This window comes from Rhodopseudomonas palustris BisB18 (genome assembly GCF_000013745.1).
Taxonomy (GTDB): Bacteria; Pseudomonadota; Alphaproteobacteria; order Rhizobiales; family Xanthobacteraceae; genus Rhodopseudomonas_A; species Rhodopseudomonas_A palustris_F.
In genome coordinates, this window is sequence record NC_007925.1 from 582,053 (window position 1) to 608,488 (window position 26,436).

A 26,436-nucleotide genomic window follows, 5' to 3' on the forward strand; every position below is an offset into this window, starting at 1 on the left:
CCATGACCACATCCAACAGCAAGTTCCGCGGCAACTCGCGTGAAGCGCCGACCGAGCCGTTCAAGCGCGCGGTGACCGCGTGCCTGCGCGCCATCGCCAAGACCCCGGAGCTGGAAGTCAGCTTCGCCGCCGAGCGCCCAGGGCTATCGCCGGGCAAGGCGCGGTTGCCCGAACCGGCGCGCAAGATGAGCAGGCGCGACGCCGCGATCGTGCGCGGCCACGCCGATTCCATCGCGCTGAAGCTCGCCTGCCACGACGCCAAGCTGCATCGCAAACTGATGCCGGGCAATCCGCAGGCCCGCGGCGTGTTCGAAGCCGTCGAGCAGGCCCGGGTCGAGGCGCTCGGCTCCCGCCGCATGGCCGGGGTGGCGAAGAACCTCACCGCGATGCTCGACGATCATTTCCACCGCGGCAAGTTCGACGAGATCACCGACCGCGCCGACGCGCCGTTGCCCGATGCGCTGGCCATGCTGGTGCGCGAACGGCTCACCGGCCTCGCGCCGCCGGCGGCGGCGAAGAAGATGGTCGACCTCTGGCGTCCGGTGCTGGAAGACAAGATCGGGCCTAGGCTCGACCGGCTCGAGCGGTTTGCCGAGGATCAGACCAAGTTCGGCGACGCGATTCACGATCTGTTGCAGGCGTTGGAGCTCGGCGACGATCGCAACGCCGACGCCGACGAGGACGACACCGAAGAAGAGAACAAGCAAGGCGAGAACGATCAATCCGGCGCCGAAGGTTCGCCCGACAGCGAAGCCGCGCAGGAGATGAGCGCCGACCAGGCCGAGGCGTCGTCGGAAGAGACATCCGACAGCGCCATGGAGAGCGCGCAGGCCTCGATGAGCGACGCTTTCGACGACGGTGAACTCGGCGACGACGAGACCCCGGGCGAAGCGACGCGACCGAATTCGCGCGGCGGCAACGAGCCGCGCGGCCCGGAATATCACGCCTTCGCGCCGAAATTCGACGAGGTGGTCGCCGCCGAAGACCTCTGCGACCACGACGAATTGGAGCGGCTGCGCAGCTATCTCGACAAGCAGCTGGCGCATCTGCAGGGCATCGTCGCCCGGCTCGCCAACCGCCTGCAGCGCCGCCTGATGGCGCAGCAGAACCGCGCCTGGGATTTCGATCTCGAAGAGGGGGTGCTGGATCCGGCGCGGCTGTCGCGCGTGGTCACCGATCCGTTCCATCCGTTGTCGTTCATGAGCGAGAAGGAAGCGACCTTCCGCGACACCGTGGTTACGCTGCTGCTGGACAATTCCGGCTCGATGCGCGGAAGACCGATTACAGTGGCGGCGACCTGCGCCGACATCCTGGCGCGAACCCTGGAGCGCTGCGGCGTCAAGGTGGAGATTCTCGGCTTCACCACCCGGGCCTGGAAGGGCGGGCAGTCGCGCGAAGCCTGGCTCGCCGCCGGCAAGCCGGCGTTGCCGGGCCGGCTCAACGATCTGCGCCACATCATCTACAAATCCGCCGACGCGCCGTGGCGCCGCGCGCGCAAGAATCTCGGGCTGATGATGCGCGAGGGCTTGTTGAAAGAGAACATCGACGGCGAGGCGCTGGACTGGGCGCACAAGCGGCTGCTCGGCAGAAGCGAGCAGCGCAAGATCCTGATGATGATCTCCGACGGCGCGCCGGTCGACGACTCCACGCTGTCGGTCAATCCCGGCAACTATCTGGAGCGGCATCTGCGCCACATCATCGAGGAGATCGAGACCCGCTCGCCGGTGGAATTGATCGCGATCGGCATCGGCCACGACGTGACGCGCTATTATCGCCGCGCGGTGACCATCGTCGACGCCGAGGAACTCGGCGGCGCGATCACCGAGAAGCTCGCCGAATTGTTCAGCGAAACCGAGACGCCGCCGACCGGGCCCGGCCGCCGCCGCCGGCGGCTGCATTCGTAGGCGCGGCTCGTCGATCGAAATGCCGAACTTGCCGCAAGCACGACCTCACCTCTCCCCGCTCTTCGCGGGGAGAGGTCGGCGCGTAGCGCCGGGCGAGGGGCGAGGCACGGCGCCCGCCGCGGGCATTCACGCCCGCCGGCCGGCAATAGCCCCTCACCCGACCCCTCTGCCCGCAAGAGCGGGGCGATGGAGCGCGCCGCCGTTGCCGCGGCGCCCGACGCACATGGCGGCTTAGGTGGGAAAGCTCTCGGATCGACATCCCGTCATCACCCGTCGCGGTGTTCTGGAGGGCGTCGCAGCGGGTTTGTCGCTCGCCGCCATTCCGACGATGGCTTGGGCGCAGCCCGCAACAACCGCCTCCCCCAAGCAACGTGTCGCTACTGACTATGCCGCCGACGCGCCGGTCGCGATCGAGGTCAACGCCCGTCCGCTGAGATCATTCGATACCCGCGATCCCTCGCACGTCCGCTTCGGCGCGTTGCAGTTTCGCAGCGGGCTGATCCTCACCTCGCCGTTTCGCGGCTTCGGCGGACTGTCGGCGCTGCGGCTCGACGACCGCGGCGAACGCTTCGTCGCGATCAGCGACAAGGCGACCTGGTTCACCGGCCGCATCGTCTATCGCGGCCGCGACATGGTGGGGCTCGCCGATGTCGAGGCCGCACCGATGCTCGGCGCCGACGGCCGGCCGATCACCGCGCGCGGCTGGTACGACAGCGAGTCGCTGGCGCTTGATAACGGCATCGCCTATGTCGGCCTGGAGCGGGTGCAGCAGATCCTGAAATTCGATTTCGGCCGCGACGGCATCCGCGCCAGAGGCGAGGTGCTGGCGACGCCGCCGGCACTGCGCAAGCTGCCGAGCAACAAGGGTCTCGAGGCGCTGCTGCTGGTGCCGAAAGGCCTGCCGATGGCGGGGACCTTGATCGCGCTTTCGGAACGCGGTCTCGACGCCGACGGCAATATCGTCGGCTTTCTGATCGGCGGCAAAACCCCCGGACCATTCGCCGTGCGCCGCCGCGACGATTTCGACATCAGCGACGCCTGCCTGCTGCCGGACGGGGAATTGCTGGTGTTGGAGCGCAAGTTTTCGCTGCTGACCGGTGCCGGCATCAGGATTAGGCGGATCGCACTGCGCTCGCTGGCGCCCGGCGCCGTGATCGACGGTCCGTCGATCTTCGACGCCGATCTCGGCGACGAGATCGACAACATGGAAGGGCTCGACGTGCATCGCGGCGCCGCCGGCGATCTGGTCGTCACCCTGGTCTCGGACGACAATTTCTCGATGATCCAACGCACCCTGCTGCTGCAGTTCACGCTGCTCGAAGAGTAATCGGCGGCGGACGTCGCGCCAAACGCAGCTTTGGCTAGGCCTGTCGGCGTTCCGGTTCGGTCGCCGCGCTCAGCGCCAATCTGACCATGCGGGCCAACGCGGTGCGGCGATACGGCTTGGTGAGCAGCAGGATATCGGGATCGAGCCGGTTGTTGTGGATCACCGCATTCTCCGAATAGCCGGAGGTGTACAACACCTTGAGCGAGGGATGCTGCTTCGCCATCTCGGCGGCGAGCTGCACCCCGTTCATCTTGCCCGGCATCACGATATCGGTGAACAAGAGGTCGAACGACGCGCCCTCGGCGCTGAGCGCCAGCGCCGCCGCGGCGTTGGGTGCGGCCAGCGTGGTGTAGCCGAGCCCCTTGAGCTGGGCGGTGACGTAGTTGCGAACCATGGCGTCGTCTTCGACGATCAGGATGGTTTCGTTGCCGCCGACCTCCACCGCCTCGCTGACCGACGGCGCCACCAACTGCGGCTCGGTCTTGGCGCGTGGCAGGTAGATGCGGAACGTGGTGCCGTGCCCGACTTCGCTGTACAGCGTGATATGGCCGCCGGATTGCTTGATGAAGCCGTACACCATGCTGAGCCCGAGCCCGGTGCCCTTGCCGACTTCTTTGGTGGTGAAGAACGGGTCGAACACCCTGCCGCGGATCGCCTCCGGAATTCCGCAGCCGGAATCGCTGATCGTGATCATCACGTAGGGTCCCGGCTCGCCTTCGGCGTAGCGCCGAACATAATCCTCGTCGAGCACCACATTGGTGGTCTCCAGCGTCAGCGTGCCGCCGTCCGGCATGGCGTCGCGGGCGTTGACCGCAAGATTGACCAGCGCGGCGTCGAGCTGGCCGCGATCGACGAAGATCGGCCACACCCCGTCCTGCAGCACCTCGCAGATTTCGATCTGTTCGCCGAGCGTCGGCCGCAACAGGTTCTGCAGGTCGCTGAGCAGCGTGTTGGGGTCGGTCTCGCAGGGTTGCAGCGGCTGCTTGCGCGCGAACGCCAGCAAATGGCGCGTCAGTTCCGCGCCGCGGTCGGCGGCGTCGGAGATCAGCTTGGTGATCGTCGCGCATTCCGGACGGTCGGCGACCGCGGCGCCCAGGATGTCGATGGTGCCGGTGATCACGGTCAGCATGTTGTTGAAATCGTGAGCGATGCCGCCGGTCAATTGACCGATCGATTCCATCTTCTGCGCTTGCCGCAATTGCTGCTCGGCGATGGTCTTTTCCGTGAGGTCGCGCATGAAGGCGTTGGTCACATGGCCGCCGTTGCGCACCAGCGCGGTCAGCGCCACCTCGATCTGGATCGTGGTGCCGTCGCGGCGGGTCGCCTCGGTCTCGATCCGATAGCCGGTGCCGCCGTGATCGACCGAGTCGATGAACTTGCGGTAGTTCGTCTTGGTCTCGCTCGTCTGATCGGGTGAGAAGATCAGCACGCCGATGTTCTCTCCCAGCGCCTCGTTGCGCGACCAGCCGAACAGCGTTTCGGCATGCGGGCTCCATTCGGTGATCGCCCCGCTGGGATCGATCTGCACGAAAGCGTCGAGTGCGGTGTCGATGATCGCGCGCGCCATCCGCTCGCTTTCGCGCAATTCGTCCTGCGCCTTCTTGGTCTGAGTGACGTCGTGATAGACCATCACCGCGCCTTGCAGGATCCCGGCCTCGCTGCGGATCGGGCGGCCGTTGGCGACCAAATATGATTTGTGCGCGGACGCCAACGGCCGCGCAACGAATTCGAAGTTCTCGACGATCTCGCCGCGGAACGCCCGCACCAGCGGCGACATCTGCGGCGGCAGCGGCGTTACGCCATCGGAATAGAATCGCTCGAAGGTCCGCACCGCGTTCATATTGCCGACCCCGGTCGGATTGCCGAACAGCTTGCGCGCGGCGAAGTTGGTGAGAATGACGTGACCGTCGGCGCCGGCGATCAGCACCGGATCGACCATGTTGTTGAGCGTGTTGTTCAACACCTCGGCGATCCGGCTGCGTTCGGCGATCTCCTCGTTGAGTTCAGCGGTCTTGCGCTGCGACTCCGCGGTCATCCGGATGAAGGCTCCGGCCAGTACGTCGATCTCGTTGCCGCCGGTCGCCGAGATCGCAATCATCTCGCCGCGGGAAAACCCCTCGACGGCCTTGGTGATCTGCACCAGCGGCTTGGTGAGCGAACGCGCGACCCCCACCGCCATCAGGATGGCGCAAAGAACCGCGGCGGCGCCGCCGATCAGCGTCGAATTGCTGACGGCGGTCTGCACGCTCATCAGCGTGCCGTAGGGGAAGGCCTCGATCACGGCAACTCGCGGGCCGCCGGCAAGCCGCACCCATTGCCAGCCAACGCCGAAGCGCTGACCGTCGCGGTCTTGCATCACCCGCGGCCGAGCGTCGGTTTGTTGCAGCGCCGAGGCGAATTCCGGGAAATCGTCGCCGATCCGAAAACGCCTGCCGAGATCGAAGCCAAACTCCTTCGCGGGATCCGGATTCACCAAGTAATCGCCGGCGTCGTTGACCATGTAGACCAGCGCGCTGGGTTTGCCGCTGGAGCGGATCTCCGCGATCGCCGGACGCAGATCGACGTTGATGACGATGACGCCGAACAGCGCGCCATCGGGGTGATGGATCGGCGCGACCGTGCGCAGCGTCGGGACCAGAGGAAGTTCCAGGCCGGTGGCCTTCTTGTTGAGTTCGACGCGCGAGATGTGAATCTGGTTCGGCCCGATTTTGATGCCTTGCAGGAAGTAGTCCCGGTCGCCGCGACGGGTCAACTCATCGTCCGGGACGATGCGGATCGCGCCGTTAGGACCGGTGCGGTCGACACGGACGATTTCCATGCCGCCGTCGGCGACCCCGATCACGCGCATCTGCGCGTAGGCGGGCTTGCCGGACATCTCCGCCGCGAAGCGCTCCGCGGTGGCTTCCTTCCATTCGCTTTCGATTTTGTCCGGGGCGGCACCGAACTGCTTGCGCAGGTGCATCATCATCGCCGCCCCGGAGGTTTGCGCGATAGCAGCGTCGGTGCGGGCGCTGCGCAACGAGGCGTCCAGCAACATGGCGGTGACGCGGGCGTGGGTTTGCAGCCGGTCGAGCGCGCGCGGCAGGATCAGCGTCATGACGCTGTGATAAGTCAGCAAGCCCAGAGCGATGGTCGTGAACGACACCAGCGCAACCATCGCCAATGCCATGCGGGTGGACAATTTCATGGCAGGTCCTGCGCGTTCTGTCCGAGTACGCGGCCGCGCCTCTCGACCTCGGCAAACTACGCGATTCGTGGCCTCAATACGGCAACTATACTACCTCGTAGTATTACCAGGCGGCGCGTCGGTCCGATCGCACGACGTCATTCGGTGCGGTGCGATCCCTCGCTGTCAGCGGAGGTGTCGAGCGACGCTCGTCGTCGCAAGCGCGATGTCAGCCCCTGACGGTCCGGCGCGCCGCAGGCCGCGACATCCCGGGATCACAGCGCAAAGCAAAACGGCCGGGTCTTGCGACCCGGCCGTCGAACATTCTCTAAGAAACTGCAGTGTTACCGGTGGCTGCTTAGGCCAGGGCGGCGAGTTCGGCAGTCAGCTTCTTCTTTTGGATCTGCCGCTTGATGTCCACCGCCTTCGGCGACAGCTCGGCGTCCTTGGCCTTCAGCAGGAAGCCGTCGAGCCCGCCGCGATGGTCGACCGACTTCAGCGCGTTGGTCGACACCCGCAGCCGCACCGGGCGGCCGAGCGCGTCGGACAGGAAGGTGACGTTGACCAGGTTCGGCAGAAACCGACGCTTGGTCTTGATGTTCGAGTGGCTGACCTTATGGCCAACTTGCGCACCCTTAGCGGTCAGTTCGCAGCGCCGAGACATGGCGAAAATCCTCTGTCATCCCCGGATCGCCCACAGGCGGCGCGGGGGTTGAAAAACACGTCCATTTCAGGAACCGCGGACGTATAGGGGCAGAGCCGTTCAGCGTCAAGCGCGGAAGCCCGATGGCGCTCATGCGTCGCCGCGCCTCCGGGTTCCCGGCGGCCTCGGCCGGCTTGAAATTTGCCCGGCTTTGCAATCATATAAACGACGTATTCCGTCCCGAATGAAGCTGTTCGCACCCGCTTGTCGCGGCGGCTGCGGGGGCGCCTTACGCCGGCTTGGGTCGGCGTGGAGTTTTGCATATGGCGCACCATCTCGTCACACAGGATCTCCGTTTGTGACTCGTTCCGCCGTGATTTCATCTTCCCTCTCCGCGATCCTGGCGTCCGTCGCGCGTGGCGCCGCTCGATGCGCGCTGGTTTCGCTTGGCTTGATGGCAATGGCGCGGGCCGTCCCGGCCCTCGCCCAGGGCAGCCTTGATGCGCGCTACGAGGCGACGTTGGCCGGAATTCCGGTCGGCAAAGGCGTCTGGCGGATCGATATCGGCGACGATCAATACTCCGCCTCGGCCGGCGGCGGTTCGTCCGGGCTGCTGAAGGCGTTTGCGGGCGGCGACGGAACCGGTGCGTCGCAGGGCCGGGTGCTCAATGGTCAGCTGCAGCCGACCAACTATAACGCGACCACCTCCACCTCGCGGAAGTCGGAATCGATCCGGATGACGCTGGCCGGCGGCACCATCAAGGAGTTTGCGATCGTGCCGGAGCCGCCGGTGGATGCCGACCGCATCCCGGTGACCGACGCGCATCGCCGCGGCGTATTCGACCCGATGACGGGCTCGCTGTTACGGGTGGCCGGCGGCGGCGATCCGCTCGCCGCCGAGTCCTGCCGCACGACGACGTCGATTTTCGACGGCCGGATGCGTTACGACCTGCGGTTCGATTTCAAGCGTATGGACACCGTCAAGGCCGAAAAGGGCTATCGCGGGCCGGCGCTGGTCTGCGCGATCTATTTCTCGCCGATCTCCGGCTACATCGCCGATCGTGCGGCGATCAAATATCTGGTCGCCCAGCGCGACATGGAGGTCTGGCTGGTACCGATCGCCGGCACCCGCATCCTGGTGCCGTTCCGATTGAAGATTCCGACCCCGCTCGGTAATGCGGTGCTGGAGGCCACGCAATTCATCACTGCGGCAACGCCGCCGCGAGCGGCCTCCAAGACCCAATAGCAGGCCCGACCACGATCGACGGCGCCCCGGCGGCATCTTGTTTTGCGTGCGCCGCTGCCGCGCAGCTTCGCTGCATCTTGAGGAGGCACGGAATCATGTTGACTCCCGGCGCAATCACGGAACGCGTGCGCTTAAGGATCGAGCCTCGATCGCGGCTCCGACGTCGCGGCGCCTTCCCTGATCTGGTATTGCACGGAGGTGATCGACCGAGATGTTGAGGCGCGGGCTGCCGTCGAGCATCGAGTCACCGATTCGGGCGCGATTCGTTCCGGACTCGTTCCATAGCTTAAGATTCGACCTGGCGGGCGTCGCATTGTGACACATCTTTGACTGCCGTCTCCCCGTCCTCCATTCGGAATCATCAATCGATATGGCATTTTCAACTTCAGGATCGGCCTCTGCGAACGACCGCGCCCCCGGCGCGGGCGTCACCGCCGTGCTCGGTCCCACCAACACCGGCAAGACCCATCTGGCGATCGAGCGGATGCTGGCGCATTCCTCCGGCGTGATCGGGTTGCCGCTGCGACTGTTGGCGCGCGAGGTCTACAACAAGATCGTCGACCGGGCGGGGCCGGACGCGGTGGCGCTGATCACCGGCGAGGAGAAGATCAAGCCGCCGAAGCCGCGCTATTGGGTCTCCACCGTCGAGGCGATGCCGCGCGATCTCGACGTGTCGTTTCTGGCGGTCGACGAGATCCAGATCGCCGCCGATCTGGAGCGCGGCCATGTCTTCACCGACCGCATCCTGCACCGGCGGGGCCGCGATGAAACGCTGCTGCTGGGGGCTGCGACGATGCGGCCGATCATCGAGCGGTTGCTGCCGGGCGCCAGCATCGTTACCCGGCCGCGGCTGTCGCAGCTGGAGTTCGCCGGCGACCGCAAGATCACCCGGCAACCGCGGCGCACCGCGATCGTGGCGTTCTCCGCCGACGAGGTCTACGCCATCGCCGAGTTGATCCGCCGCCAGCATGGCGGTGCTGCGGTGGTGCTGGGATCGCTCAGCCCGCGCACCCGCAACGCTCAGGTGGCGATGTATCAGTCGGGCGATGTCGACTATCTGGTGGCGACCGACGCGGTCGGCATGGGGCTCAACCTCGACGTCGACCACGTCGCCTTCGCGTCCGACCGCAAATATGATGGTTATCAATTCCGCCGGCTGAATCCGTCGGAATTCGCCCAGATCGCCGGCCGCGCCGGCCGCGCGACCCGCAATGGCACTTTTGGCACCACAGGCCGCTGTGCGCCGTTTGAGCCGGAATTGGTCAACGCGCTGCAGAATCATACCTTCGACAGCGTGAAAACGCTGCAATGGCGCAATTCAAGGCTGGATTTTTCCTCGCTCGGCGCGCTGCAGGTGTCGCTGTCGCTGACCCCAAGCCATGAGGCGCTGACCCGCGCCCCGATCGCCGAAGACCTGCGGGTGCTCGATCATGCCGCGCGAGACGGCGAAGTTCGCGACATCGCCCATGGCGCTGCGGCCGTCGAACGTCTATGGGACGCCTGCCAGATTCCGGATTATCGGAAGATCGCGCCGGCGGCGCACGCCGAGCTCGTGACGACGCTGTTCGGCTATTTGATGCGGAAAGGCAGAATTCCGGATGCATGGTTTGCGACCCAGATCGCCCAGGCGGATCGAACCGATGGCGACATCGACACGTTGTCCGGACGGATCGCGCAGATCCGAACCTGGACCTTCGTGGCCAATCGTCCGGACTGGCTGGCAGACCCCGAGCACTGGCAGGGCATCTCGCGAGACCTCGAAAATAAATTGTCCGATGCGCTCCACGAACGCCTAACAGAACGTTTCGTTGATCGCCGTACCAGTGTATTGATGCGCCGCCTGCGGGAAAACACGATGTTGAACACCGAAATTGGAAAGACCGGCGAAGTGATCGTAGAGGGCCATGTGATTGGCCGTCTCGATGGGTTCACGTTTGCGCCGGATGCTGCCGAAGCAGGCTCCGACGCCAAGGCCTTGCAGGCCGCGGCGCTGAAGGCGCTGGCCGGCGAGATCGAAAGCCGGGCCGAAAAGCTGGCGGCTGCGCCCGACGATCAGTTCGTGCTGGCGTCCGACGGCACCGTCCGTTGGACCGGCGACGCCGTCGCCAAGCTGGTCGCGGCCGATGACGCGCTGCATCCGCGGCTGCGCATCGTCGCCGACGACCGGCTGGCGGGGGCTGCGCGCGAAGCGGTGCAGACCCGTCTCGAACTGTGGCTGAAGACCCATGTCGAGAAACTGCTCGGACCGCTGTTCGACCTCGCCAAGGCCGAGGACGTCACCGGGATCGCCCGCGGTATCGCGTTTCAGCTGATCGAAGCGCTCGGCGTGCTGGAGCGCTCCAAGATCGCCGCCGAGATGAAAGACCTCGACCAGGCCTCGCGCGCGGTGCTGCGCAAATACGGCGTGCGGTTCGGCGCCTACCACATCTATCTGCCCTCGCTGCTGAAGCCCGCGGCGCGCTCGTTGGCTTCGCTGTTATGGGTTCAGAAGCGCGATCAGGTCGATTTGTCGGCGCTGTCCGGCGCCCAGCATCTGGCCGGCTCCGGCCGCACCTCGTTTCCGGTCGACAAGCAGCTCGACCGCGACGCCTATCGCACGCTGGGCTACCGGCAATGCGGCGAGCGCGCGGTGCGCGTCGATATTCTGGAGCGGCTCGCCGACCTGATTCGGCCGGCGCTGTCGTGGCGCGAGACCTCGCCCGGCGAAAAGCCCGCCGGGGCGTTCGACGGTCGCGGCTTCATCGTGACGCAGGCGATGACCTCGCTGACCGGCTCGGCCGGCGAAGATTTCGCCTCGATCCTGCGCGCGCTCGGCTATCGGATGGAAAAGAAGCCGCCGTTGCCGCCGGCACCGCCGAAGCCCGTCGTGGTGGAGACGGCGCCTGTTGAAGCAACAGACCCCGAGGCGAATCCAACAGAAACGACGGTTGCCGATCAAGCTGCGCCTGACGCGACGGTCGCCGAGACCATCGTGTCGGAGACCTCGGCAACGGACGCCGCGATCGCCGACCCGGAGCACGCCGCGGCCGCAGATATCGGTGCGGCTGTGCAGGAGGCCGTCACCGAGGCGCCGCCGCTCGATCCCGCGCTCACCGAATCGGCCGGCGAAGTGCCGGCTGTGGCCGAACCCACAGCTGCGCCGCAGATCGCGGCCGAGGTTGTCAGCCCGGACGCCGAAGCTCCGGCAGAGAGCGCCAGCGCCGAAACGGTCAGCGAAGCCGCCGACACTCCGACGTCCGATGCCCCTGGCAGCGAAGCCATCGCCACCGAAGCCGTTGCCGTTCTGACGACGGCCGAGGCCGACCCGGCTGTGGTGGCGGGCTCCGATCCCGCATTGGCCGCCGACGCCGCGGTCGCGGTGCCGGAATTGGTCGAGGTCTGGCGGCCCGGTGGCCGCGCCGACGATCACCGGCCGCGGCACGATCGCAACCGCTATCGCAATCCTGATCGCGCGGCGCAGGCCGGCCAGCCGGCCAGCGCCGGCGAAGCCGGTGAGGCCGAGCAAGGCAAGGGCGATCGTCCGAACCGCGGACGACGCGACCGCAAGCCGGAGTTCCGCCGGCCCCGCACCGACGCGCCGGTCGCGGCCGCTGCGGATGCGCCTGCGGCAGAGGGCACGCCCGATGCGCGGCCGGCGCAAGCTCCGCGCCCGCCACGGGACCGCGAGCGCTTCCAGGGCAAAGGGGGCCGCGGCAAGGACAAGTTCCAGGGCGGCAAGGGCGGCCGGGAAGGTCGCGAAGGACGCGACTCCGGCGACCGCGCGCCGCGGGTATTCTCCTCCAGCGCGCCGCGCGAACGCGAGCGGGTCGCCGACCCGAATTCGCCGTTCGCCAAACTCGCCGCGCTGAAAGAGCAGCTCACCGCCAACCGCAAGGATTAAGCGCGGCCGGGCTCCGGCAATCAACCGGTCCGTCCGAGTGACAGTGGTGTGGATTGGAGCGCCAGCGTCTCGACAAATGGCTGTGGCATGCAAGGGTGGTCAAAGCCCGAACCAGCGCCGCTGCGCTGGTCGAAGCCGGTCACGTTCGCGTCAATGGTGGCCGGCAAACGGCGCCCGGCCATCTGCTGAAGCGCGGCGACGTGCTGACCGTCAGCCTGGATCGCACCGTTCGCCTGCTCAAGGTGGAGGCATTCGCCGCGCGCCGAGGCGATGCCAATGCGGCTACTGGACTATATACCGACCTGCAAAAGCCCGAAGTCTAGGCATCTTCTCTTGCGGCGTCGCGGCGCCTGCGGTAGGCCAACACTCAAAATTTGGACTATTCCGGAGCGTTGGATGACTTACGTCGTCACTGAAGCCTGCATCAAATGCAAATACACAGACTGCGTCGAAGTCTGCCCCGTGGATTGTTTCTACGAAGGCGACAACATGCTGGTCATCCATCCTGACGAGTGCATCGACTGCGGCGTTTGCGAGCCCGAATGCCCCGCGGATGCGATCAAGCCGGACACCGAGCCGGGCTTGGAGAAGTGGCTCGAAGTCAACGCCGAATATTCCAAGACCTGGCCCAACATCACCCAGAAAAAGGACGCGCCCGCCGACGCCAAGGAATTCGAAAGCGTGGAAGGCAAGTTCGACAAGTACTTCTCGGCGGAGCCCGGAACCGGCGATTGAGATCGGCGCGCCGCAATAGTCGGTGCCACTGAACCATTATCGTCCGACGAACTTAACCCTGTTCGATGATCCCGCTACCGTGTTGGCGGGACGATGTCACAATTTCGCATAAATCATTGATTTTTGCGGGAAATGTGCTATTTTAGGCACATTCATGAGCAGAACCCGGTCACGACCGCTTTTGTGCATCAGGAGTCCTGCGCAAACATCGAACAGGGGCGTGGCCGTCCACGCGCAGGCTGTGTCACAGAAAACGCGTAAAAAGAGTGTTTCCAAGGGTGTGAAAAAAGCCGCTGCGGCCAGCCGTAGTGCGACGAAGACACGTTCCCGGACAGCCGCCCGGGCCGCCGCCAAGGATTCCAAGAAGGCCTCCGCCAAGGCTTCCAAGTCGTCGAATTCGTCGTCGAGTTCTTCTTCGTCGTCGAACTCAAAGGCGTCGGCAGCCAAGTCCTCCAAAAACAAAAGAAGTGCAATGCCAAAAACGACTGCGAAAACGACCGTGAAGCCGACAGCCGCCGCGCCGAAAGCCGCCCCGAAAGCGGCCGCGAAGCCGGCGGTCGCCAAGCCGCCCGTCGTCGCCAGCAAGCAGCCGGTCGCGGCCGCTGCAAAGCCTGCGGCCAAGCCCGCGGCTGCGGCGCCGCGCGTCGAAGAGGCGAAGAAGCCTTTGACGCAGCGCCAGGGCTTCAAGACCAACGAATTCGTGGTCTATCCGGCGCACGGCGTCGGCCAGATTCTGGCGATCGAAGAGCAGGAAATCGCAGGCGCCAAGCTTGAGCTGTTCGTGATCAACTTCATGAAGGACAAGATGACGTTGCGGGTGCCGACCGCCAAAGTGGCGAATGTCGGCATGCGCAAGTTGTCGGAGCCGGCTTTGGTGAAGCGGGCGCTGGAGACGCTGAAAGGCCGCGCCCGGGTCAAGCGAACGATGTGGTCGCGCCGCGCCCAGGAATACGAAGCCAAGATCAATTCCGGCGATATCGTTGCGATCGCCGAGGTGGTGCGCGATCTGTATCGGTCGGATTCGCAGCCCGAGCAGTCCTACAGTGAACGCCAGCTCTATGAAGCGGCGCTGGATCGGCTCTCGCGGGAAATCGCGGTGGTGCAGCACGTCACCGAAACCGAAGCGGTCAAGGAAGTCGAAGGCCAGCTCGCCAAGAGCCCGCGCCGCGGCGCCAAGACCGAGGTCGAAGCCGACGCGGATGCCGAAGCTGAGACCGATGGCGACGATGTTGCCGCGGACGAGGCAGCGTAAGCGCACGCTTCGGACGATCGGTTCAAATCAGCAAAGCCCGGCCGCGAGGTCGGGTTTTTTGCTGTTGGGGTAAGGATCGGCGCGCTCCGCGCGGCTGTCGATGATAGGAAACACGACACGCTGTTCGCAGTCCGCGAGGCGGAGTCCGGTGGGCGGTGTCGCCCGAATCTGCACCTCCTTCGCGGCGCGGGCTCTGGATCAAGGAACCACATCGATGATCTACGAACTGACCACGCTGTCCGGGCCGCTGTTGCAACTCGCGTCGCTCTCGCAAGGCGCCCGCGCTTGGATCGCCGATCCCGCCGCACGGGGCGAGGTATTCGGCATCTGGCGCAGCGACATCGGCACGCTCGGGCAATTGCTGGTCCTGCGCGGCTTTGCGGCCGAGGCCGAGCTTCGCAAGGAGCGCGACCGTGCCCTGTTCAACACCAACCCGTTCAATTGCGTCGGCACCGCGAGCGCGCTGAGCATGGATAGCTATGCCGGATTTGCGTTTCTGCCGCCGGTTCGGCCGCAGCACTACGGCGGGGTCTTCGAATTCAGAACCTATCACCTGAAACCCGGTGGGCTGCCGGCGACGCTTGCAGGGTGGGAGGCGGCGATCGCTCCGGCGCACGACTACACCGCCCACCTCGTCATCAACATGTATGCGCTCGATGGTCCGCCGCGCATCACGCATATCTGGGGTTTCTCGGGCGTGGACGAGCGGATGAAACTTCGTGCCGATCACTACGCCGCCAAGCTGTGGCCGCCGAAGGGCGGGCCCGAGCAGATCGCGCAGGCCTCATCGACCATCGCCATCGCCGAACCGGGCTTGCCGCTCGGCTGACTCGGCCACGATCTCCTCAATCCACCACGATCTTGACGCGGTCGCGGACCTTGACCTCGGCATGGGCATCAAGCCCGTTGAGCACGCGAAACCGCTCCGCCGGCTTGTCGACGCCGGACATCCGGTGCGACAGCGATTCCACGGTGTCGCCAGGCTGCGCGGTGATGATCTTGATGCGCAGCGGCCGCGCCGCCTGGATTTCCTCCAGCGTCAGCCGGCGGAACGAGCCCACGGTTTCGCGGGCGTTGCGTTCGCTCTCGGTGGTCTTCTGTTTGGCGGCGAAGATGAAGCGGTAGACGTCGCTGCCGAACCGCAGCGCGTAGACCCGGAACTGCCACTGATCGCCATGCGCCACCGCGGCCGCCGCCGGCAAGCCGTTGATGGTCATTTCCTCGGTGGAGGCCTTGTCGACGTTTTCCATCCAGCCGGAATTGAGATATTCGGCGAGCGTCTGCTCTGAGGCGACCCGCACCACGTCGAACCGCATCGCCTGGTTGCCGCCCTCGCGCACGCCGATCACCGCCTGCGCGGTGTTGTCCAGCGTGAAGGCTTCCGGCGCGGTGAAGGTGAAGCCGAGCTTGGGATGCAGGAAGCGGCGGCCGCGCACGAAGCCTTCGCTGGGGTCTTCGCCGTAGACCATGCCGTCGATGGTCGCGAGATAGCTCTCGCGGTCGCGCTCGCCGCCGTCGGGCGAGGAATATTGCCGGGCATTGGCCTGCGCGTTCTGCACCCGCTCGGGCGTTGCCGGATGCGACGACAGGAAGTCCTGAGAACGCGGATCGGCCGAGGCGCGGCTGGCCTTCAACGCGGCATTGCGCTCCATCGAACTCAGAAACCGTGCGGCGCCGTAGGGATCGAATTGCGCCCGCGCCGAAATCCCGACGCCGATGCCGTCGGCTTCGAATTCCTGCGCCCGCGAAAAACTCGCCATCGTCAGCTTGGTCTTCGCCAGCGCCAGCGCGGTAAGGTCGGGGTCGCTGCCCATGTCGGTAACGACGCGGGTGACGATTGCCGCCTGCCGCGCCTGGTCCTCGCGGATCGAGGCGTGCTTGGCCAGCACATGCGCCATCTCGTGCGATAGCACCGAGGACAACTCCGACGTATCGCTGGCCAGCGCGATCAGCCCGCGGGTGACGTAGAGCTGTCCGGTCGGCAGCGCGAAGGCGTTGACCGCGCCGGAATTCAGGATCGTCACCTTGTAGGACAGGTCCGGACGATCGGACGCCGCCACCAGACGGTCCACCGTCTTGGTGATCAGTGCTTCCAGCTTCGGATCGTCATAGGCGCCGCCATAGGACGACAGGATACGCTCGTGTTCGCGCTCCGCCGCCGGATTCTGCTGCGCGGCACGCGGCGGCTTGGCGGGACTCGCCTGCGGCGTTGCGACCTGGAAACGGCCGGCGTCGCCGCAGGCGCTGAGCAGCAGCCCCGCGCACAGCAATGCCGACGCAGCCCAAAGGCGGCGGCTCAAGCCGGTCTCGCGCCGTTCCACACCCGTCACATCGTGTCTTTCTTCGGTAGCCCCCATGATCGACTCCCAGACTGCGCGTGGAGCGACCTTCGGATTCGATCGGATGTTAGCAAATTCTCTGAATTCCCGTGCGGCTTTGCTCGGAAGCCGTCTCGCGGTCCGAAATCGCGGTCAGGAAACCACGGCTGCGCCGCCCCACTAGCTCTCGTCGCGCGTTTGGATTTGTCCCGCTCCGAAAATCTCGATCCGCGGCCCGCCCCGTTTCTCGACCCAGCCCCGAACCAAAACGCGTCGCCTTTCAAACGACTTAAGGGACATGCCGGCGGCCTCTAAGGCGGCTCCCGTGCGCCTTGAAATAGTCACGGCAAAGTCGCGTGTCCAGCGCCGGCCGAAATTCAAATAGGTCGTTGCCCCCACCGCACGGACCGACGCAACCCGGCCTTCGACCAGCGCAAACCGCCCCACGCCGGCCAAGATATCGCCCGGGTCTTCGGCGTTTTTTATGGCGGCGGATTCCGCCCATATCCCGCGGCGATCGCGGCGCGCTTGGGCCTCGGCGCGGCTGAGTTCGGCACGGCATTCCGCATCGGCGGCATCCCCGGCGCTCACCGCCTCGCCTGCGGCGAGCAGTTGGGCCTGCAGCGAGACCGGCTCGGCGTCGCGAAATACGAAGGCCGGTTGCCGGCCGTAGCGGTCGGGCGCGTCGCTGTCGCCGTGCAGCGTGACCTCGCGGCCGGCAATCAGTGCGGTCAGCGCGGCGGTGGCGCGTTGCCGGCGCTCCGGGAAGATCTCGATGCCGGACAGGCGCACATCGCGGTCGTCCTCAAGGCGAAAGCTGCGGCCGTCGACGACCGCTGCGGCGCGGCCCTCACCCTGCGGCGCCAACCGGCAGCCGGCGGCGGATGCAAAATCGACCGCGAAAACCATGTGGCAAACCAGCGGCAACAGACAAAAGACGCGACGCGCGGCGTTCATACGGCGGCCCCCGCGCTTCGGCGGTGCCAAAACACCGTTTCTCGCAACATCATGGCGATGACCCCGCAGGGCGTCACCGCTCGCTGCGCCGTGCATCGCGCGCCCGTCGCTCCGTCCTCAGCGTCCCTTGAAGTGCGCGAGCCTCCGCTCTTCGCTGGCGCGGACACCTTCGCGGAAATCCTCGGTGGCGCGCAGCCGGGTCTGCTCGGCGAGTTCATGGTGGGTCGCGGCCAACACCCGCTCGGCGAGGCCGGCGCGCATCGTCGCCCGCGTCGACAACAGCCCCAGCGGCGAGCACTCGGCGATTTCCCGCGCCAGCTTCAGCGCCGCGCCGCGCAACTCGTCGTGCGGCACCAGCACATTGGCGAGCCCCATCGCGTAGGCCTCCTCGCCGGTCACGCGGCGGCTGGTATAGAACATCAGCTCGGCATTGTTGCGGCCGATCAGTTCCGGCAAGGTCACGGTCAGTCCGAAGCCCGGATGAAAGCCGAGCTTGGTGAAATTCGCGGAGAACCGCGCTTCCGGACAGGTGACGCGAAAATCCGCCGCCAGCGCTAGCCCAAGTCCGCCGCCGATCGCGGCGGCGTGGACCGCGGCCACGATCGGCTTCTTGTTGCGAAAAATCCGTACCGCCTCGATGTAGAGATGGCCGATCTTGCCGAGCCCGGAGGCCGGGTCGGACTGCTCGCTGGCATCGATCGGGGTGCGCGACGGATCGCCGAAATTGGCGCCGGCGCAGAACGCCTTGCCTTGCGCCGCCAGCACCACGGCGCGGGCCTCGGGATCGTTGTCGATCTCGCCCAGCGCGTCGGCGATTTGGTCGATCAACGAGATGTCGAAGTAGTTCAGCGGCGGCCGCTGGATCTCGATGGTGGTGACGTGGCCGGTCTTTTCGACGCCGATGTCTGCATAGCTGGTCATGATATCCTCGATGGCAATGAGCTCGAATCAACCCGGGCTCAGAACGATTAGCGCAGTCCGGGCCGCTTCGCGATGATTCCACGCAGGTCCGGTGCGGGGGCTGGGTGCTCAGCTTGGCGGTCAGTTTGGTCGCGAAAGCCAGCCGTTCGTCAAGCCGGCGGGGTTCAAGACATCGGCACCACCGCCGCCTCGCTTTGCAAGTGGACGAGGTCCCCGCGACCACCACCCGGCTATTTCCGTCGTGCGGAGTTTCGCAAACTTGCTCCGGCGAGGGGCAACGGTATGGTGGGCCGCGCGGGCAGCGGGCCGAGCGCAGCAACGCGGGGAGTGCAGATGCCGACGGATGGGTTGAATGTGATCGTGACCGGCTCGGCCTCCGGCCTCGGCGCGGCGACGGCGACCATCTTGGCCAAGGCCGGCGCCCGCATCGTCATCAACTACGCGTCCAGCCAAAGCGACGCCGAAGCCACCGCACAGGCCTGCCGCGCCGCCGGCGCCGCCGAGGTCGTGGTGGTGCAAGGCGACGTCGCGCGTGACGAAGATTGCCGCAAGATCGTCGCTGCGGCGGCGCCGTGGGGCCGGCTCGACGCGCTGATCAACAATGCCGGCACCACCAAGCACGTGGCGCACGACAATCTCGACGGACTTTCGGCGGAGGATTTCCAGCGGCTGTTTGCCGTGAACACCATCGGGCCGTTCCAGATGATCCGCGCCGCGCGGGCGCTGCTGGAAGCCGGCGCGAAGCAATCCGGCAGCGCCGCCGCGGTGGTCAACGTGTCGTCGGTGGCCGGCCTCAGCGGCGTCGGCTCGTCGGTGGCCTACGTCGCCAGCAAGGGTGCGCTGAATTCGATGACGCTGTCATTGGCCCGCGCGCTGGCGCCGCTGATCCGGGTCAACACGGTGTGCCCCGGCTACATCGATACGCCGTGGTTCGCCAAGGGCCGCGGCGCCGCCGCCGCGCAGCAGGTGCGAGAGATGGTCACCGCCAAGGTGCCGCTGAAGATTGCCTCGACGGCGGACGACGTCGCGGCGTTGGTGTGTTTTCTGGCCTCGCCGCAGTCCGGCAGCATGACCGGCGAGTTGGTGCGGATGGACGCCGGTCTGCATCTGGTGAATTGAGCGCGCCGTGCCTGCGGCGGTCTCAGACTCGCGTGCGGCCGCCCGGATCGGAGATCATGCGGCGGGCCACCAGCCGGTTCCAGACGAACAGCACCACCAGCGCGCCGAGCGTTGCGGTGATGAAGCCGGCGCCTTGGTTGGGGCCATAGTGCCCGACCGCCTGGCCGATGAAGGTGGCGACGAACGCGCCGCCGATTCCCAGCACCGTGGTCAGAATGAATCCGCTGGGATTGTTCGGACCAGGCGACACCAGCCGCGCGATGATGCCGGCAACAAAGCCCACCAAGACGATGTAGAGAATGCCGCTCATGGCAGCTGTCCTTCCTGAACACAACAGTGACAAGGAACGTCCGGCGCTGCGATTAGATCCAGCGCGAGGCTTCCTCATCGGTCGGCAGTCGCCCGTCCGGGGTCAACTGATCGACCACCTCCGGCAGATGCTGGCTGAGGCCGGACAGCAGATCCTCGCGTGACAGTCCGGTCTGCGAGGTCAGCGAGTCGATTTGATCGGCACCGAGCGCGGTGGCCAGATCGTTCGGCGCGATCTGCCGGTTCGGCCCGGGACTGACCCATGAATTGGCAGCGTCGCCATGGCCGCTCTGTTGGAATTGCCGCAGCAGGTCACCAAGGCCGCCGCTGAGAATGCTGCCGGCGGCGCCGCCGGCGAGCAGCCCGCCGAGGCCGCCCTTCAACAGATCGCCGAGACCACCACTGCTACCGGGAAGCCAGGCGTTCACGGTGTTGCCGGCGGGCGGAACCGAGGCCCGGGTGTTGGTCGGCGCAGGCGCCGGCTGATTGTTGCCGCCGATGTGTTTCACCGCCTTGTAGGCCAGCAGCGCCAGGATCGCCATGGTGATCGGCGACATGCCGCCTTTGGCTTGCGGATCGGCAGGCCCGCGCGGGCCGTTCTGCATACCGTTGAGGACGTCGAGCAAACCCATCGCGGTCTCCTTGTCAGCATAAGCCGACAACCGACATAGCGACGAGGTATGACGTTTACAAGGCGAGCGCCGGGGCGGCGCCGGCCAACGGATTGCAGCCGCGTTATCGCCGTGCAGCACAAGCTCGCAGGCGACGCGGTGCGCGTTCGCCGATCAGCTGCTGATCCGCGCGTCCGCCACGGCCTTTCTGAAAATCGCATTCATGGCGTCGGCGATGCCGTCGGTCGGGCTGACTTCGAAGTAGAACCCCGGCGAGGCGCAGGCCTTCATGTTGTTGGCGATTTCGCTGTTCGGCGAGGGGCCGTAGGGACCGACGTTGAACGGTGCGATCCACGAAGCGTACCAGGACGGATCGCCGTTGGCCTGCTTCAAGGGTAGCGCCAAATAGGTCGTGTAGAGCACCGCGACCTTGACGCCGCGGTCGGTCATCGCCTTGCATAACGCCGGATCGATCGGCGACTGGCAGCGCGGAGACTTGTTTCCCCAAAACGCATTCTTCATCGTCTTGGCGCATCCGGCGTTGGTTTCGTCGGCCACGCCGTCGGACACGAACAGCAGGTATTTCTGCGGCGCATCCGAGGTGCCGGCTCCTGCCGCGGTGATCTGCTTGTCGATCGCCGGCAGCAGTTTCGAATAGCTGGTGTCGCGATCGTCGTTGTCGTTCTGGCCCTTGACCGTCATCAGGTCGATGGCGCCGGCCGCGGTCTTGGCGCTGCTCAGGCTCGATGACAGCGCGAACAGGCGGCGCAGAGCCGCGGACTGCGCCGACGCGCCGAAATCGTAGATCGCCATGCGGAACTGGTTCGGATAGGTGGCGGTGGCTGCCGCCGTGTCCATCAATTGTTGCGTGGCGTCGCGTAGCACGTCGATCCGGGTTTTGACGCCGAGAGTCTTGGCGAGTTCGTAATAGTTGTGCTCGTCATTGACGTCGTGGCAAGCGAAGGCGCATTTGTCGGAGGTGTTGTCGACCATCGTGGCAACATCGGTCGGCGTAGCGCCGACGCCCATCGACGGCGAGTTGTCGAGCAACAGATAGAAGTCGATGTAAACCGGCATGCTCGAGGTCGAGACCGAGGTGCCGCCGATGGCCAACGCGGTCTTGCCGATGATCGTCAGAAACGTCGTCGCGACCGAGGCGGAGAACGTGACCGTCGAGGTCAAGGTGGCGCCGGATTTGGTGACGGCGGCATCGAGCTTGCTCAGCGTGTAACCGGACTGGCTGGCCATGTTGCCGTTGAAGATGTTTGTCGCATCGGTACTCCCAACCGCAATCGGCCCATCCGTGGTCATCGATCCGGCGGCAAGAAAGGCCGGTGAGGCTTTCGAGACAGAGCCGACGCTGGCGGCATCGGCGGCGGATTGCATCTTGCTGCGGATCTGGGTGGCGCGGGCGTAATCGATGGCGCAGCCGATCGCCACCAGCAGCGGGATCAGCGAGAACGCGAACAGAATTGCGATATTACCGCGTCGGTCGTGGTGAAAACTGTCGAACAGGCCGGAAAGACGCTGTGCCATGCTGCCATGCCCGCGTTGCCCAATTCGGGCAAGATAGGGTGGGCCGGCTAAATAAATCTTAAACTGCGCTCAGGCCCCGGCGGTGATGGCGGGCGGCCTTAGGGTTTTCCGCGAGCGGCGCCTGCGCGGGGTGGCGATCCGGCGGCGGCTCTGATATGGAGAATCCATGCCCGGCGGACGGGCGTTCGGTCCCGTAGCTCAGCCGGATAGAGCGGCGGTTTCCTAAACCGTAGGTCGGATGTTCGAGTCATCCCGGGATCGCCATATCTCCCCGGCGCAGCCTAGCGCCGGCGCCGAAGACAAGCCGCAACGGCCGATGCCGCCGCTGTAATGAGCGGCGCTCAGCCGACAATCCCGCGTCATCGATCGGCATCTGCATCGCGTCCGCGCATCCCGCGGCGCACGGCGCTGGCGACTTCCTGGGCCGCCCCGCCGACCAGGATCATCAGGAAGTTGGCGAAATGAGACATCTTCATCGCGTTCTCCTTTATGCGGCGAACTCGGTGTTATCCGCCGACTGCCGCAGGCTGTTCGATCGACCAGTGGTTTCGCGCTCGTGATCACGGCGGTTCGCTCCGGCTTATTTCATCGCCGGCGATCGGATGTTCTGTGCGGTCGCATGTTCTGTTACGAACCTGCCGGCTCGGCATCACCGCGGCGCTGCTGCCGTCTTACGCTCAGGTGATTCGAACACGCAGGTTAGCATTCAGTTCCGTATTGTCCGCTTAGTTAGAATACTCGGCTCCGGTGTCTCGAAATTCTGACACCTCGGTGTCAAGCGAGTCGATCACTTACGCTGGACTGTCATCTCCGCTTGGCAACTACACGTCGCCAAACTGTCCAATGCGGCGGCGTGCGCGCTGCGCAAGAGTGAGCGCCGTCCGCGTCATTCGAATTTCTCCACAGCTAGTAGTCGCGCGGGTTCGCAGTGTTGCTGCGAATGTGCGTACTATAATGAAATACCGCTCGCGTTAAGATTTCATGCGCGATGTCGATCGGCAGGGAACTCTCCCGGCTCAGTGACATTTGCAACGGAGCTGATTGCCTTTGACGTAGCTCGCGCCGCCATGTCGCATCGCGCTTCGCAGCAACGACAATGCGGTCGCCAACCGAGTAGGCGGAACGAGCATCTATGACGACTGCCGAAAGCATCCCGTCGCCGAGTGTTCGCGTCGCGGGATCGATGCCGCGGTCGTTGCTGTGGTGGAGCATCGCGGCCTTGGTGATTTATCTCGCGCTCGACCTGGCCCGATCATTGATCGCGCATTTCGGCTACGCGAATCCGGCGTCGACCTGGCAGCCGGATCCGGCGCAATACAGCGACGTCGAATGGCCGCCCACCGCAATGGTGCCGGCCGGCGCATCCAATGGTCGTCGCGTCTATCTGGAGAATTGCGCGATCTGCCACGGCCCCGACGGTCGCGGCAACGGCGCCGCGGCGCCGTCGATGCGCCCGCCGCCGCGCGATTTCACGACCGCCGCGTTCAAGTACAAGAGCACGCCGCACGACGCCGCGCCGACCACCGCGGACGTCCGCAAGGTGGTGGCCGATGGCCTCGCGGCGAGCGCGATGCCGTTCTTCCGCGACGTGCTGACGCCGGCGGAGATCGACGACGTCGTCGGCTATGTCGAAGCGTTGCGCGCGACGCCCGCGCCGCAAGCCGCGCCTGTCGTGGTGCCGCAGCGGCCGCCGGTGACCGCCGCCGGCTTGGCGCATGGCGAACAGCTGTATCGCGAGCAAGGCTGCGCGAATTGCCACGGCGCCGATCTGCGCGGCGGCGCAGCGATGACCGACGCGCTCGGCCAGCCGGTGAGCAGTCGCGATCTCACCGCGCCGTGGAGTTTTCGCGGCGGCGCGCGACCCGAAGATGTGTTTCTGCGTCTGACCACCGGGCTCGGGACGTCGCCGATGCCGTCGTTCGCCGATTTGCCGGCGAGCGACCGTTGGGATCTCGTCGCCTTCCTGGAGGCGCGCCGTCGTGCGGCACCGGGCGAGCCGGGCGGAGTGTTGGCGGGCCCCGGTCAGTCGCAGGATGCGCTCGCTCGCGGCCGCTATCTGGTGCGAGCGGGGATGTGCGGACTGTGCCACACCGAGGTCAGCGTCAAGGGGATCTATCGCGACGAGCAATACCTCGCCGGCGGCACCCGGGTCGGCGCGCATCCGCAAGGCGTGTTCATCAGCCGCAACCTGACCTCCGATCCGGACACCGGGCTCGGCCGCTGGAGCGAACAGCAGATCGTGCGGGCGATTCGCGACGGCCGCACCGACGACGGCCGGCTGCTCAACGTGTTCAGCATGCCCTGGGTGTTCCTGCACAACATCTCGCAGACCGACGCGATGGCGATCGCGCGCTACCTCAAGACGTTGCCCGCGGTGCATAACCAGATTCCGGCGCCGCTGCATTTCGGCGCGATCGAAAGCTTTTTCAGCAAGCTGTGGTCGAGCGATCTGTTTCTCGGTCGGCCGCCGTCGATCACCTATGCGACCGGCAGCTTCGCCAATTTCAAGGGGCCCGATCTGGCCCGCATTCAGGGCACCTTGGTGGCGGCGCAATGGATGGTGTTGGCGCTGTGGGTGGCGCTACTGTCGTGGTTGGTGCCGTTGCAGCGCTGGGCGCCGCTGGGCCGGCGCCGCTGGACCGGCGTGCTCGGCTGCAGCTTCGGCCTGGTGATCTACTCGACCCCGATCCTCGGCGTATTGCCGGCCGAGATGCTATCGCAGCAGGCGCTCGGCGCGGTGCCGCGGCCCGATGTCTCGGCGCTGCCGCCGGAACGCGTCGCGCTGGTCGAGCGCGGCCGCTATCTGTTCACCAACGCCTCCTGCGTGTTCTGCCATCAGCCGAACGGCGGCGGCGGCCTGAAGCTCAGCGGGCTGCCCGGCACGCTGTTCACCGCCAACATTTCCTCGGACCCCAGCGCCGGCATCGGGACGTGGTCGGATGCGCAGATCGGCCGCGCGATCCGCAGCGGCGTCAGCCGCAACGGCCGGCCGCTGTATTGGCAGGGCATGCCCTGGGATCATTTCTCCAACTTCGACGAGGAGGACGTGATGGCGCTCACCGCCTATCTCCGCCTTCTGCCGCCGGTGCCGGAAAAAGTCCCGGCCTATCGTCCGCCGTCGCCCGACGATTGCGCGGTCTACACCGCCTGGACCAGCCCGAACGCTGCGGAGGGCTGCCGATGAGCGGTCCGCAACGCCCCCACGATTCGAGTTCTCATCTGCAGGAGAATGCCGTCATGCGCACCATCCCCACCGAACAACCCGCGGTCGCGCCGCGTCGCGCCGAGCTTCATCCGAAGCCGTGCTGGGAGCGTGACGGCCACGATTGGCCGAACCGCGACTCGAGCCGCTTCGTGCAGGCCGCCGGCTTTCGCTGGCACGTGCAACAGATGGGCCGCGGCCCGGCGCTGTTGCTGGTGCACGGCACCGGCGCCGCCACCCATTCGTGGCGCAAGCTGGCGCCGCTGCTGGCGCAGCATTTCACCGTGGTGGCGCCCGACCTGCCGGGGCACGGCTTCACCGAGACGCCGGCGTGGAAGCGACTCAGCCTCGACGGCATGGCGGAGGATCTGGCGGCGCTGCTGCGGGTGCTCGATCACGCCCCGGTGCTGGTCGCCGGGCATTCCGCCGGCGCCGCGGTGCTGGCGCGGATGTGCCTCAATGGATCGATCACGCCCGACGGGCTGTTCGGCCTCAACGGCGCGATGCTGCCGATCGGCGGCATGGCCGGACGGCTGATGACGCCGTTCGCGCAAGTGCTGGCGGGGAGCCGCCTGGTGCCGCGGCTGTTCGCGCGCTTCGCCTCCAGCGACAAATTCATCGAGCGGATGATCGCCGACACCGGATCGGTGCTCGATCCCGCCGGGCTCGAATTCTATCGCCGGCTGACCTGCAGCCCCGGCCATGTCGCCGCGGCGCTGCGGATGATGGGAAACTGGAAGCTGCGGCCGCTGGCAGCGGAGCTGCCGCGGCTCTTGACCAAGCTGGTGCTGGTGACCGGCGGCAACGACAAGACCATCGCGCCCAAGGACGCCGCGCGGGTCCACGCCATGGTGCCGGGCTCCAGCGTCGTCGCCATGCCGGGCCTCGGCCATCTCGCCCATGAGGAGCGGCCGCACGAGGTCAGCGCCTTGATGATCGAGTTCGCCCGTCGCGCCGGGCTGTTGCCGCCGCTGCTCGCCGGCGCTGCGGAGTAGAAGATCCAGTATTTTGGCGCGCCCTAGCTGATTCCGCTCTATAACCCCGGTATGTCTGCGATACGCACAGTCACCACGCTCCAGCAATGAGGCGTCAGGGGTCGACCTTCATGGGGCTTGCGCTACTGGAAGCCGGGCCAATGAAGACGCGCGGCCTTTCCCAGCCGTCATGAAAGCTATGGGCTCGATACCGGGAATTAGGTTTATGTTGCTCTCTTAGTTGCAGATATGGCGGAAAATTACGCGAAACTCCTGAAACGTCAAAGAGTTAAGTTGAAAAATCCGAACGAGGCATTAATTAAGAAATACGAGGCG

Annotated in this window: 19 protein-coding genes and 1 tRNA gene; 12 read left to right on the forward strand and 8 right to left on the reverse strand. The window is 66.0% G+C overall.

The window, feature by feature from the left end; all coding sequences use genetic code 11:
* Nucleotides 1-2 precede the first annotated feature (2 nt).
* Together cobT and RPC_RS02735 are read left to right on the forward strand one after the other, a co-directional pair.
* Complete coding sequence (cobT, locus tag RPC_RS02730) at nt 3-1,904, forward strand: cobaltochelatase subunit CobT (protein ID WP_011471023.1); 1,902 nt, start codon at nt 3-5, stop codon at nt 1,902-1,904.
* Nucleotides 1,905-2,232: 328 nt separating this feature from the next.
* Nucleotides 2,233-3,231: an esterase-like activity of phytase family protein gene (locus RPC_RS02735; protein ID WP_011471024.1), complete on the forward strand. Its 999-nt coding sequence runs from the start codon at nt 2,233-2,235 to the stop codon at nt 3,229-3,231.
* A gap of 34 nt (nt 3,232-3,265) precedes the next feature.
* On the opposite strand, the gene RPC_RS02740 is transcribed toward RPC_RS02735, so the two are convergent.
* Both RPC_RS02740 and rpmB read right to left on the reverse strand, forming a co-directional pair.
* Nucleotides 3,266-6,418 carry a PAS domain S-box protein gene (locus tag RPC_RS02740; RefSeq protein ID WP_011471025.1) on the reverse strand — a complete coding sequence of 1,051 codons (3,153 nt, stop codon included), beginning with the start codon at nt 6,416-6,418 and terminating at the stop codon, nt 3,266-3,268.
* A 337-nt stretch (nt 6,419-6,755) separates the two neighbouring features.
* Nucleotides 6,756-7,061: a 50S ribosomal protein L28 gene (gene rpmB / locus RPC_RS02745; RefSeq protein ID WP_011471026.1), complete on the reverse strand. Its 306-nt coding sequence runs from the start codon at nt 7,059-7,061 to the stop codon at nt 6,756-6,758.
* A gap of 223 nt (nt 7,062-7,284) precedes the next feature.
* Between rpmB and RPC_RS02750 the strand changes: the two genes are divergently transcribed.
* From RPC_RS02750 to RPC_RS02780, 6 genes are all read left to right on the forward strand, one after another.
* Nucleotides 7,285-8,286, forward strand: coding sequence for a DUF3108 domain-containing protein (locus RPC_RS02750; RefSeq protein WP_011471027.1), 1,002 nt, complete (start codon nt 7,285-7,287; stop codon nt 8,284-8,286).
* A 370-nt stretch (nt 8,287-8,656) separates the two neighbouring features.
* On the forward strand, nt 8,657-12,166 hold the full coding sequence (locus RPC_RS02755) for a helicase-related protein (RefSeq protein WP_011471028.1): 3,510 nt from the start codon (nt 8,657-8,659) through the stop codon (nt 12,164-12,166).
* 53 nt (nt 12,167-12,219) lie between these two features.
* Nucleotides 12,220-12,489: an RNA-binding S4 domain-containing protein gene (locus tag RPC_RS02760; protein ID WP_011471029.1), complete on the forward strand. Its 270-nt coding sequence runs from the start codon at nt 12,220-12,222 to the stop codon at nt 12,487-12,489.
* A 73-nt stretch (nt 12,490-12,562) separates the two neighbouring features.
* Nucleotides 12,563-12,901 (forward strand): ferredoxin FdxA, encoded by a 339-nt coding sequence (gene fdxA, locus RPC_RS02765; RefSeq protein ID WP_011471030.1) that lies wholly within the window; start codon nt 12,563-12,565, stop codon nt 12,899-12,901.
* A gap of 154 nt (nt 12,902-13,055) precedes the next feature.
* On the forward strand, nt 13,056-14,153 hold the full coding sequence (locus RPC_RS25325; protein WP_011471031.1) for a CarD family transcriptional regulator: 1,098 nt from the start codon (nt 13,056-13,058) through the stop codon (nt 14,151-14,153).
* Nucleotides 14,154-14,367: 214 nt separating this feature from the next.
* Nucleotides 14,368-14,982: an NIPSNAP family protein gene (locus RPC_RS02780; RefSeq protein WP_011471032.1), complete on the forward strand. Its 615-nt coding sequence runs from the start codon at nt 14,368-14,370 to the stop codon at nt 14,980-14,982.
* A gap of 16 nt (nt 14,983-14,998) precedes the next feature.
* Here RPC_RS02780 and RPC_RS02785 read toward each other — a convergent pair whose 3' ends face one another.
* From RPC_RS02785 to RPC_RS02795, 3 genes are all read right to left on the reverse strand, one after another.
* Nucleotides 14,999-16,510: a M48 family metalloprotease gene (locus RPC_RS02785; protein WP_011471033.1), complete on the reverse strand. Its 1,512-nt coding sequence runs from the start codon at nt 16,508-16,510 to the stop codon at nt 14,999-15,001.
* Nucleotides 16,511-16,651: 141 nt separating this feature from the next.
* Nucleotides 16,652-17,428: a thermonuclease family protein gene (locus RPC_RS02790; protein ID WP_011471034.1), complete on the reverse strand. Its 777-nt coding sequence runs from the start codon at nt 17,426-17,428 to the stop codon at nt 16,652-16,654.
* A 117-nt stretch (nt 17,429-17,545) separates the two neighbouring features.
* On the reverse strand, nt 17,546-18,349 hold the full coding sequence (locus RPC_RS02795) for an enoyl-CoA hydratase/isomerase family protein (RefSeq protein ID WP_011471035.1): 804 nt from the start codon (nt 18,347-18,349) through the stop codon (nt 17,546-17,548).
* Between the two features lie 333 nt (nt 18,350-18,682).
* Here RPC_RS02795 and RPC_RS02800 point away from each other — a divergent pair, with 333 nt between their 5' ends.
* Nucleotides 18,683-19,468: an SDR family NAD(P)-dependent oxidoreductase gene (locus tag RPC_RS02800; protein ID WP_011471036.1), complete on the forward strand. Its 786-nt coding sequence runs from the start codon at nt 18,683-18,685 to the stop codon at nt 19,466-19,468.
* A 22-nt stretch (nt 19,469-19,490) separates the two neighbouring features.
* Here RPC_RS02800 and RPC_RS02805 read toward each other — a convergent pair whose 3' ends face one another.
* The 3 genes from RPC_RS02805 to RPC_RS02815 form a co-directional block, all read right to left on the reverse strand.
* Nucleotides 19,491-19,778 (reverse strand): GlsB/YeaQ/YmgE family stress response membrane protein, encoded by a 288-nt coding sequence (locus tag RPC_RS02805; RefSeq protein WP_011471037.1) that lies wholly within the window; start codon nt 19,776-19,778, stop codon nt 19,491-19,493.
* Between the two features lie 52 nt (nt 19,779-19,830).
* Nucleotides 19,831-20,409 (reverse strand): YidB family protein, encoded by a 579-nt coding sequence (locus RPC_RS02810; protein ID WP_011471038.1) that lies wholly within the window; start codon nt 20,407-20,409, stop codon nt 19,831-19,833.
* 153 nt (nt 20,410-20,562) lie between these two features.
* Entirely contained in the window at nt 20,563-21,924 is a 1,362-nt protein-coding gene (locus tag RPC_RS02815) for a TadE/TadG family type IV pilus assembly protein (RefSeq protein ID WP_011471039.1), read from the reverse strand.
* 187 nt (nt 21,925-22,111) lie between these two features.
* On the opposite strand from RPC_RS02815, the gene RPC_RS02820 reads away from it, so the two are divergent.
* From RPC_RS02820 to bchO, 3 genes are all read left to right on the forward strand, one after another.
* Nucleotides 22,112-22,188 (forward strand) — tRNA-Arg (locus RPC_RS02820).
* An 868-nt stretch (nt 22,189-23,056) separates the two neighbouring features.
* Nucleotides 23,057-25,108: a c-type cytochrome gene (locus tag RPC_RS02825; protein ID WP_011471040.1), complete on the forward strand. Its 2,052-nt coding sequence runs from the start codon at nt 23,057-23,059 to the stop codon at nt 25,106-25,108.
* A gap of 53 nt (nt 25,109-25,161) precedes the next feature.
* Nucleotides 25,162-26,121, forward strand: a complete 960-nt coding sequence (gene bchO, locus RPC_RS02830) for an alpha/beta fold hydrolase BchO (RefSeq protein WP_041801326.1) — start codon at nt 25,162-25,164, stop codon at nt 26,119-26,121.
* Nucleotides 26,122-26,436 lie beyond the last annotated feature (315 nt).